Raw genomic sequence first — 546 nt, 5'->3', positions numbered from 1 at the left:
GCAGGAGTGAAGCTGTCGGAACGCCCTCTGCGCAAGAGTGCCCCCTGCGGCATGAGCAGGTCTGGCTGAAAGCCCCGCCGACGGAACGAGCCCGGCAAGCGTAAGCGCAGACCGGTTGCCACTTGTGGCAAACTTATAAGGACGACCTCTGGTTGTCCATAAGTGCGCCCTTCATTCAAAGGCAATGAAGGGAATGGAAAACCCACTCCCTCCGCCATTACACTTCCTCCATGTCTGTAACTAATTCTTTCTGCATCGCTTTTGAGAAAAACTTCCCGTTTGTTTCCTGCCTTTTTAAGAATCCTATCAACTTTGGTAAATCTTCCTCCTCAATCGGACAGCCAAGAACCGATTCCACCGCTCCTCCAATCTGACAGAGCCTGTGGGTTCGTTTTTTACTTTCTTCCGCTTTCTTTCTCTTTTCCAGTTCCTTCCGCTGTGCTATGAGCTTTTTTGTAGCTTCAATGCTTTCCTGTTCCTTTTTCTCTAATGCACGTATTCTTTCTTCATAAGTCTTTGTTGATTTCGCCATATCGTCTTCATCCT

The 546-nt window shown here is 48.4% G+C and carries 2 protein-coding genes; both read right to left on the bottom strand.

What is annotated here, in order from left to right:
* The coding region (locus tag WMO43_RS14140) for a hypothetical protein (RefSeq protein ID WP_353531591.1) at window positions 1-218 on the bottom strand (218 nt) is incomplete at its 3' end.
* Window positions 218-532 (bottom strand): hypothetical protein, encoded by a 315-nt coding sequence (locus WMO43_RS14135; protein WP_041254741.1) that lies wholly within the window; start codon window positions 530-532, stop codon window positions 218-220. The genes WMO43_RS14135 and WMO43_RS14140, both read right to left, overlap by 1 nt.
* Window positions 533-546: the final 14 nt, after the last annotated feature.

The organism is Maccoyibacter intestinihominis (assembly GCF_040096355.1).
Lineage (GTDB): Bacteria > Bacillota > Clostridia > Lachnospirales > Lachnospiraceae > Maccoyibacter > Maccoyibacter intestinihominis.
This window is presented reverse-complemented; position numbering and strand designations above follow the sequence as displayed.